The organism is Planctomycetota bacterium (assembly GCA_026387035.1).
GTDB lineage: Bacteria > Planctomycetota > Phycisphaerae > FEN-1346 > FEN-1346 > JAPLMM01.
Genome location: JAPLMM010000152.1, coordinates 1 through 8,786, shown reverse-complemented (window position 1 = coordinate 8,786; position 8,786 = coordinate 1). Strand labels below are relative to the sequence as shown.

The 8,786-nt window shown below is 67.1% G+C and carries 7 protein-coding genes and 1 tRNA gene; 4 read left to right on the top strand and 4 right to left on the bottom strand.

The window, feature by feature from the left end; translation table 11 throughout:
• Positions 1 to 2,186: DUF4954 family protein (locus NTX40_05195; GenBank protein ID MCX5648478.1), on the bottom strand; the 2,186-nt coding region annotated here is incomplete at its 3' end.
• Between the two features lie 182 nt (positions 2,187 to 2,368).
• Positions 2,369 to 3,145 carry a glucosamine-6-phosphate deaminase gene (gene nagB / locus NTX40_05190; GenBank protein ID MCX5648477.1) on the bottom strand — a complete coding sequence of 259 codons (777 nt, stop codon included), beginning with the start codon at positions 3,143 to 3,145 and terminating at the stop codon, positions 2,369 to 2,371.
• A gap of 314 nt (positions 3,146 to 3,459) precedes the next feature.
• Here nagB and NTX40_05185 point away from each other — a divergent pair, with 314 nt between their 5' ends.
• On the top strand, positions 3,460 to 3,702 hold the full coding sequence (locus NTX40_05185) for a type II toxin-antitoxin system Phd/YefM family antitoxin (protein MCX5648476.1): 243 nt from the start codon (positions 3,460 to 3,462) through the stop codon (positions 3,700 to 3,702).
• A gap of 3 nt (positions 3,703 to 3,705) precedes the next feature.
• Positions 3,706 to 3,969 carry a type II toxin-antitoxin system RelE/ParE family toxin gene (locus tag NTX40_05180; protein MCX5648475.1) on the top strand — a complete coding sequence of 88 codons (264 nt, stop codon included), beginning with the start codon at positions 3,706 to 3,708 and terminating at the stop codon, positions 3,967 to 3,969.
• A gap of 76 nt (positions 3,970 to 4,045) precedes the next feature.
• Here NTX40_05180 and NTX40_05175 read toward each other — a convergent pair whose 3' ends face one another.
• Positions 4,046 to 5,230 carry a mannitol-1-phosphate 5-dehydrogenase gene (locus NTX40_05175; protein ID MCX5648474.1) on the bottom strand — a complete coding sequence of 395 codons (1,185 nt, stop codon included), beginning with the start codon at positions 5,228 to 5,230 and terminating at the stop codon, positions 4,046 to 4,048.
• 196 nt (positions 5,231 to 5,426) lie between these two features.
• Positions 5,427 to 5,502, bottom strand: a tRNA-Lys gene (locus tag NTX40_05170).
• Between the two features lie 265 nt (positions 5,503 to 5,767).
• Here NTX40_05170 and NTX40_05165 point away from each other — a divergent pair.
• Positions 5,768 to 7,633, top strand: a complete 1,866-nt coding sequence (locus NTX40_05165; protein MCX5648473.1) for an ASKHA domain-containing protein — start codon at positions 5,768 to 5,770, stop codon at positions 7,631 to 7,633.
• Positions 7,630 to 8,589 carry an AEC family transporter gene (locus NTX40_05160; protein ID MCX5648472.1) on the top strand — a complete coding sequence of 320 codons (960 nt, stop codon included), beginning with the start codon at positions 7,630 to 7,632 and terminating at the stop codon, positions 8,587 to 8,589. The genes NTX40_05165 and NTX40_05160 overlap by 4 nt, the downstream gene beginning before the upstream one ends.
• Positions 8,590 to 8,786: the final 197 nt, after the last annotated feature.

Below are 8,786 nucleotides of genomic sequence, written 5' to 3'. Positions count from 1 at the left end.
GCCGCGACGCGCGCGGCGGCCTCATCGGTTTCGCGCCGGACCTGTTTGACGAAACTATTGCCCTCGGCCGTGCCGAGGACCGCCTCCATCTCCTCATCCGACCGGTACACCATCCGGCGGAACGGGTTCTCGTAATCTTTCTTGCGGGTGACGAAAACCTGGTCGGCGATGTAGCGCTGAATTTCCATCCACCTATCCAGGGCCTCGCGCCAGAGTTTCGGGCCAAGCGTCTTCTCGCCCACGAGTGCCAGGAGCGTCGCCAGGGCGTGGCGCTCCTTCGCCGGCGGATACGCCTCCCACAGCCGATCATAGGCGGCGTGCACGTCGTCCCAGGTCTTGAGTTTGCCCGCCCTGATACCCTCTTTGAGTTGTTCGAGGTCGGGCGCGGCGACGAGTTGGCCGCCGAGGTTCACCCATTCGCGCTCGCGCGTGCCGCCGAGCGCCGCCGCCATGTCCTTGACGCTCGCCTGGGGATTCGCCTCCATCCAGGCCATCAGGTTCTTGACGGCGTAGTAATGGAGCATCCGGCGGTAGGCGGCGTAGGCGGCGTGGGCCTTGAGGACGACGACCTTGCGGGCGGAGTTTTCGACGCCGTCGGCGAGGATTTCGAGCGAGTCCACCGCCTCGGCGGGTCCGGCGAGGAGTTTGCGGCCCAGGCGCGCGAGATCCTCTTGGGATTTTCCTTCCGCCGATTCGCCTTTCTGCGCGAGGTGCGCCTTGGCGGTCCACGCTTCCAGGAGCGCGAGGGCGTGGAACATTTCCTCGGCCGTGTCGGGCGCCAGGGCGTCGAACTCGATGTGCTGGCGTTTGTGCTTGCGCTTGTCGCGGGCTGCGAACTTCCAGGTGTTCCGCGCGAGGGCGTACATGTTGTAGAGCCACCAGTAAGCGGGCAGCAGTTGCAGGCGGTCGCCGGATGAGTCGTCCGAGACGAGGCAAAACGGGAGCGCGATGTCGAGTTCCGCCGCGTAGTCGCCCTTCGCGAGGAGCGCGAACGAAGCGAACCGGCAGTTGTGCTTGACGCTGACGCACAGGCCGGGCCAGAAGCCTCGGCCGGCGTGGATTTCGCCGTCGGGCGCCCGGCTGTTGTGGTTCGAGCCGATCGTCGCGCAGGCCGCAATATTCGACTGGCCCATCACCAGCGACGCGATGAGGAACGAATTGTTGTGGTGCTGCTCGTGGGCCGGGAAGACGAGGTTGTTCAGCACCTCGCAGCAGGAGATGGTCGAGTTATCGCCCAGGTACGAGTGGATGAGGCGGGCGCCGTACTTGAGGTTGGAGTTGTCGCCGAGGACGAAGCGGACGCCCTTGCAGCCGTAAAAAATGTGGCACCCGCAGCCGATGATGCCGTTGACGAGTTCGACGCCTTCGCCGATCTGGCTGGGCTCCTCGGGGCTGGAGTTGATGGTGAGGTTCTTCAGTTTGTTCGCGCCCTTGATGTAGCAGGCGGGGCCGATCCTCACGTCCTTGATGATGCCCGAGTTCTTGATGACGCACCGGTCGCCCACGGTGCCGTAGAACCCTCGCCGCGGGTCGAACTGGCGCTGGGTCATCTCGCCGAGGCGATTCGTGAGATTCTTGTCGGCGGGGTGGAGGGCCCAGAGGGTGGCGTCGGCGGCGAGCATCCCGTCGAACGGCATGACGCTCCGGCCGCCGGCTTCGTTGATGAGGTCCAGCCAGACGCGGACGTCCTGGGGCTCGCCCTGCTTGACGATGCCGTTGCCGAACTTCGCGTGGTTCGTCGTGTGCATCTCGTCGATGTTCAGCAGGATGACGTTGTTTCCGATAATGTAGTGCGCCAGATATTGCACGTTGTGGATAGCGACGTCGTCGCCCAGGTCGCAGGCGATGATGCGGCTGCCCGTGATCCCGACGGGGACGGACATCTCGTGGTACTCGAGGCAGACCTCTTCGAGCCGCCCGATCCGCACCAGGCCGTAGAACTCGCAGTGTTTAATCAGGTGGGGCGTGAACTCGCCCGTCACTTGGAGATTGCTCCAACTGTCGGCCGTGTTCCCGTTCGCCAGGAGCGTCTCGATCTCGTCGGCCGTCAGGCCGCGCCAGCCCTCGGCCGGCCGCGGCGACTGCTCGTCGCGCAGATAGTATTCGTCGCGGCCCGCGGGCAGGAATTCGCCCTCAATGAAGTGGTGCCCGAGCGACCCCATCGGCCGGATCTCCAGTTCGCTCATCGGATGCCCTTTCACTCAAACGGCCACCGAGTGCCCCGCGCTTGCCGACGGGTGCCATGCTTTCGCGCCGTTGCGAAAGCATGCTCATCCCACAGCCGGACCCATGCTTTCGCATCCGTCTTCGCCCTTTGGGCTACGCCGGACAAGAGCGAAAGCATGGCACCCCGCACTCTGCGCGCCGCCTACTTCGCCGCCGGCTTGTTCTTCTGAATCCAGCGGTAATAGGCCGTCATCTTCAGTTGCCCCGTCGCCTCTTCGTCCGTGAACACGATCGGGTCCGGGTGCAGTTGCAGGGCGCTCGCCGTGATCATGCACGTGACCGGGCCCTCGATCGCCGCCGCCAGCGCGGGGGCCTTGTTCTTTCCGCTCGCGACCATCACCAGTTTCCGCGCCTCCAGCACCGTCCCGACGCCCATCGAGATCGCGTGCCGCGGAACGTCCTCGCGCCGATCAAAGAAGCGGGAGTTGTCGTCAACCGTCTGCTCCGTCAAGGTCACCAGGCGCGTCCGCGACCCCAGGCTCGAGCCCGGCTCGTTGAACGCAATGTGGCCGTCCGACCCGATTCCCAGGATCTGCACGTCTATCCCGCCCGCGTCCCGGATCCCCTTCTCGTACTTCGCGCAGAACGCCGCGTGGTCCTTCGACGTGCCCGACGGAACGTGGACGTTCTTCTTCGGGACGTTGATGTGGTTGAAGAGGTTCTCGTGCATGAAAGTCCAGTAACTCTGCGGATGGTCGGCCGGGAGACCCACGTACTCGTCCAGGTTGAACGTCGTCACCTTCGAGAAATCCAACCCTTCCTTCTTGTGGAGGCGGATCAACTCCTTGTAGAGCCCCAGCGGGCTGGAACCGGTGGCGAACCCCAGGACGGCCTTCGGCTTCGTGCGGACCACGTCGGCGACCACCGCCGCGGCCTTCCGGCTCATCTCGTCGTAGGTCTTCGAGATCACGACTTCCATTGGCGTCTCCCTTAACTTGTGTACGGCACCCCTAATGCGTGGCCGGCCGTAGGGGGCCGGCGACCCTGAGAACCAAACGGTCATTCTAGAGGCCCCTGCCGGCCCCAGCAAGCCATTTCTGGCACCCGCGGCCCTCGCCAAACCGAACGCCCGTGCGTCAGGGTAGCGAGGAAGGCGGGCGCGGACATGCCTGTGGTCCCGAGGAGACGTAAGCCCGCCATCAAGAACAGGACGCCCAACGGCCGAAAAAGGACTTGACGACCAACCGTACGAATCGTACAATTGGTACGAAATGGAACATTGGAGGGTCGCCCATGAACACAATTCCCATTAGTGAGGCCCGCGAGCACCTGGCGGACCTGGGGAACCGGGTTTCCTTGCGGGGCGAGCGCCTTGTGGTCAAACGGCGCGGCAAAGTCCTCTTTGCTCTGGTGCCCGTGGAGGACCTGGAGTTGCTGGAGCGAATTGAAGACCGCCTGGACCTTGATGCCCTCCGGGCCGCCAAGGACGAACCCTCCAAGCCGTGGGCGGAAGTCAAGAAGGCCCTCGGGCTGTGACCCATGACCTACCGCATCGAGGTCAAACCCCAGGCCGAGAAGGCGCTCGCCAGGATCCCTCACCCGCATCGGCGGCGCATCGCTCGCGCGATTGACGCTCTGGCCCACAACCCCAGGCCGGCAGGGAGCACCAAACTGGCCGGCAGCGATGACGCCTATCGAATCCGAGTCGGAGACTATCGAATTGTCTATCAGGTCCTCGACAAGGTGCTCATCGTGTACATCATCCGTGTTGCCCATCGCAAGGACATCTATCGGGGACTATGACACGGCGGGGTGAACGCGAAGGCGCTCCCCGGACATCCAGGACACCAAGCCCGCCGAAGCGTACGATGCCCGCCCGTTACACGCCGGAGCCGTACGCCCGCAGAACCAGGTCCACGAACGCCGCGTCTCCCGGCACGCCGGGATTGAGTCCGGAAACCTCGCGCAGCACCGCCTTCGGTCCGCGCGCCTCGAGCATCCGGTGGAACTCCTCGTCGCGCGGGAGCATCCGGCCGTCGGGCCCGACGGCCTTGAAGCGCAGAGCGGCGGCGACGGCCCGGGCGATGTGCTCCGGCCTGCCGCCGTGCGCCTCCACCAGGCGCATCGCTCCCATCAGCCGGTCGTCCGGTCCGAGTTTCCGCCAGAGGTCTGCGCCGACCCGATAAACCGTGTCGCCGAGGAGACGGTTCGCGAACCGCCGCAGGAGGTCGTCGGCGTGGGCCGCCAGGTTCGCCTCCGTGAACTCGCCGGGGTACTCGCGCGCCAGCGCCCAGGCCGACTCGCCCATCGCGGCGCGCGTCTCGGCGCGGATGCGCTCTTCCGCGACGCACTCCCAGATGGTTTCCTTCCCCGCGAGGTTGCCGTGATACGCCGCCGCTGCGTGGCCCAGGTTGTGGATGAACAGTTTGCGGTCCATCCAGGGCGGAAAAGGGTCCTTGAGGACAAGGCCCGGAACGTCGGCGGGCGGGTCGAGGAATCCACGGCGGTCGGCCAGGATCCGGCTGTACGCGTCGCACCAAATCAAGAGCGGGTCACGGCGGCTCACGTCGGGCGGCATCATCGGAACCATCGTGTGCGTCGTCGTCTCGACCAGCCCGACGCGCTCCAGCACCCTCGGCGCCTCAGGAAGCAAGCGCCCGAGCGCCTCGCGGGCCACGCGCCCGGCGTGCCGAAGATTTTCCACAAAAAGGATAGAGACCCCCCGGTCGCGGCGCGCAAGGCCCGGCGCCAGCGCCGCTAGGACGTCCGGCACGTTCGCCGCGCCGACGGCGGTGCTGATGAGGTCGGCGTCGCGGACGGCCTCGGCGAGACGCGCGGCCTCCGATGAGAGCATCGCGTCGAAGCCGGTCACTTCGGCCGTGTCCGGCGCGCCGCGCGGGAGGGCGTCCTTGATCCGGACCCGATACGACCGCCGCCGGCTTATCGCCTCGACCAGAGGCGGCAGGATGTCCACGAACGTGATGCGCCACCCCGCCTCGCAGAAGAGACGGCCCACCAGCGACCGGCCGATCCGCCCCGCGCCGAAATGCAGGAGCGTCTTCACTCGCTCTCGACCTCCGGCACGCGCCGGATCCGCGGGTCGGCGAAGACGTCGCTCTCGTCGCGGACCTGCTCGGCGGTAAGCATGGCACGACCCCTTTCCCGTCGGCGTCTCTCTTACGCCGAACGCTCTGCCCTGTCAAGCCGCCGCGCGCAGCGAAAAAAAACGCGGCCGCGCTGCCGCGGCCGCGGAAATGGTCTGGTGCGCCACCAAGGACTCGAACCTTGGACCCGCTGATTAAGAGTCAGCTGCTCTACCAACTGAGCTAGTGGCGCTTCTCCGGCCGCATTCTACATCTTGGGGCGCTTGTGTCAAGGGCGGCAGGGAAAACAGGTAACGTCACCCGCCGCTTCCGCCTTCGCCCTTCCGCCGTCGCCCTGCGGGCTATGGCGGACAGGTCGGGCTTCGGTGGACAAGACCGCGGCGGGCTTAAGCGGTGCCGCACGAAAATTACCCCTGGGGTATTTTTCAGAACGTTGACTCGCCGGGGCGGTCTGTTATCATTCTTTCCCAGCCCGTTGAATGTCGCGAGAATGCACCTTGGCAAAAAACACCCACTACGTCACGTTCGAGCCGGGCGGACAGAGATGCGAGGTGCCGGACGGCCGGACCCTTCTGGAGTCGGCCCAGGCGGCGGGCATCCACGTCAACGCCCCGTGCGGCGGCAAAGGCATCTGCGGCGGGTGCCGGGTGATTATCCCCGACGATCCCCCCAAGCCGACCGAAAACTGCCTCCGCATCCTCACCGGCGAGGAAATCGGCCGAAGCCTCCGCCTGGCGTGCCAGGTCCGCGTCACGCGCGACCTGCGCGTCGTCATCCCCGAGGAGACGCGCCTCGGAGACCAGAAGATCCTCACGGACGGCGTCGGGCGGCCGGTGGCCCTCGAACCGAACGCGCGGAAGGTAAGCGTGCGGCTCGAACCGCCCTCGCTTCGGGACCAGCGAGCGGACGCGGACCGGCTGCTCGACGCCCTGGCGGAGCGGGGCTTTTCGGACCTTCACATCGAGACGGAGGTTCTGCGCAGTTTGCCGGAACGCCTCCGCAGCCTGGACTTCCACCCGGCGGTCGTCGTCCTCGGGGACCGGGTCGTGCACCTGGAGCGCCCGACCACGGGCGAGGCGTGCTACGGCCTGGCGGTGGACATCGGGACGACGACGGTCGTCGGGTACCTGGTGGACCTCGTGACGGGCGAGACGGCCGCAGTCGCCAGCCGCGCCAACCCCCAGACGGCCTACGGCGACGACGTGGTGGCCCGGATCGAATACTGCGGCCGAAAGAAGGGCGGCCTCAAAACGCTGCACGACCTGGTGATCGGGGCTCTGAACGAGATCATCGCCGAGGTGTGCCGCCAGGCCCAAATCAAGCCGTCGGTCATCTATGAAGTCAGCGCGGTCGGCAACACGACGATGAATCACCTGCTACTGGGCCTGCCGGTGGACGCGATCGCGCGGGCGCCCTTTGTGCCGGCCTCGACGTCGGGGCGATGGACGCTGGCCCGGCGTCTGGGTCTGAAGACCCACGCGCGGAGCCGGCTCTATGCGGCGCCCCTCATCGGCGGATTCGTCGGGGCCGACACCGTAGCGGTGATCCTCGCAACCGGGATGCACGAGAGCGACCGCCTCCGCCTCGCCATCGACATCGGGACGAACGGCGAAATCGTCGTCGGGACGCGCGAGCGGCTTCTCGCCTGCTCCGCCGCCGCCGGGCCCGCGTTCGAGGGGGCGCGGATCCGCTACGGCATGCGGGCCGCCACGGGCGCCATCGACCGCGTGGACTTCGACGGCGAGCGCCTCGCGCTCCACACGATCGACGACGCGCCGCCGGTCGGCCTGTGCGGCACGGGTCTCATCGACGCCGTGGCCGCGGCGCTCGAGGCCGACCTCATCAAACCGAACGGGACGATGCGCCCCCCGGAGGAACTCCGGCAGCGCGGCCACGCGCTGGCGGAGCGCGTCATCCGCACGGATTCGGAGACGGCGCTCGTCCTCGCCACGGACGGCGAGACGGGAATCGGCCATCCGATCCTCCTCGCGCAGAAGGACATCCGCGAGGTGCAACTCGCGAAGGGAGCCATCGCCGCGGGGATTCAGATCCTGCTCAGCCTGTGGGGCGCGCGGGCGTCGGACGTGGAGGAGGTTTACCTGGCCGGCGCGTTCGGGAACAGGGTGCGGCCGGAGCGGGCGCTGGCGATCGGCCTTCTGCCGGACCTCGCGCTCGGGAAGGTGCGGTTCGTCGGCAACGCGGCGGGCGCGGGGGCGCGGATGCTCCTGGTGAACCGGGACCTGAGGCGGACGGCGGAGGACGTGGCCCGCGGCGTCGAGCACGTCGAACTTTCGCAGCAGGCCGACTTCCAGTCGCGATTCGCCGACGCCATGTTCTTCCCGAAACGGGGCGCGGCCGAATGAACTATCTCGCGGACCTCGGTTACATCGCGTACTCCGTCGTCGGGCCGGTGCTCGTGCTCATCGCCGTGGGCTACCTGCTTGGCCGGCGCGTCCCCCAAGCCGCCGAGGTCCTCTCCAAAGTCTTCCTGTACGCGCTCATTCCGACGTACGTCTTCTTCCGGATTCTGAACGCGGACTTGGGGGCCCGCGCGTACGGCACGATCGTGCTCTTTTCGTCGGTGATGGTGGCGGCGCTCTACGCCGTGGGCCACTTCGCCAGCCGGCTCCGCCGTCACGACCGGGCCCTGCGAAGCGCGTTCGTCAACTCGACAATTCTATACAACAGCGCGAACTTCAGCATCCCGGTCATGGCGCTGGCGTTCGCGGCAAGCGAAGAGTCGCAAAACTACGCGGTGGCGGTCCAGGCGATCGTCGCGGTGTGCCAGGGGGTGGCGGCCTACACGGTGGGGGCGGTGATCGCGGCGGCCGGCTCAGGCCCCGTCGGCCGCGCGATGCTGAAGGCCTTGCGGCTACCTTTCGCCTATGCCGTCGTGGCCGCCCTCATCCTGAAGCGCGTCGGCCTGGGGGCCGAAGCCCTCGAACGGGCCACGCTCCTGTGGAAACCGCTCGTCATCCTCTCCGGGGCGTATGTGCCCGTCGCCCTGATGACGCTCGGGGCCCAGATGGCCCAGGTGAAGGTCGTACGGGCACCGGCCGACCTGGCACTGGCGGTGGTGGCGAGGCTGGTGGTCGGGCCGCTGCTGGGATGGGGCCTTGTGGCGGCGATGGGCCTCGAGGGGCCGCTGGCCGCCATCCTGGTCATCGGGACGGCGGCGCCGAGCGCGGTGGCGTCGGCCGTGGTGGCCATCGAGTTCAGGAACCGGCCCGATTTCGCCTCCAGCGTGGTGTTCCTGACGACGCTCGGGGCCGCCGTGACCATCCCCATCATCATTTTTCTGACGCGGACATTTCTGTGACGCGCCGGCGCTTCGGCTAAAGGGGCGCGACGTTCCGGCCGATAACAGAGGCGGACGGTCTTACGCACCGCTTGCACCTACCCTAAGAACCCGCGCCCCCCGTCTGGTGCAAGGAGACCGTCTCATGCTGCGACCCGAAGACCCCGATGGCGTCTGCCATCACGACCGCGCGCCGCTGGTGCGCCTGGGCAAAGTGA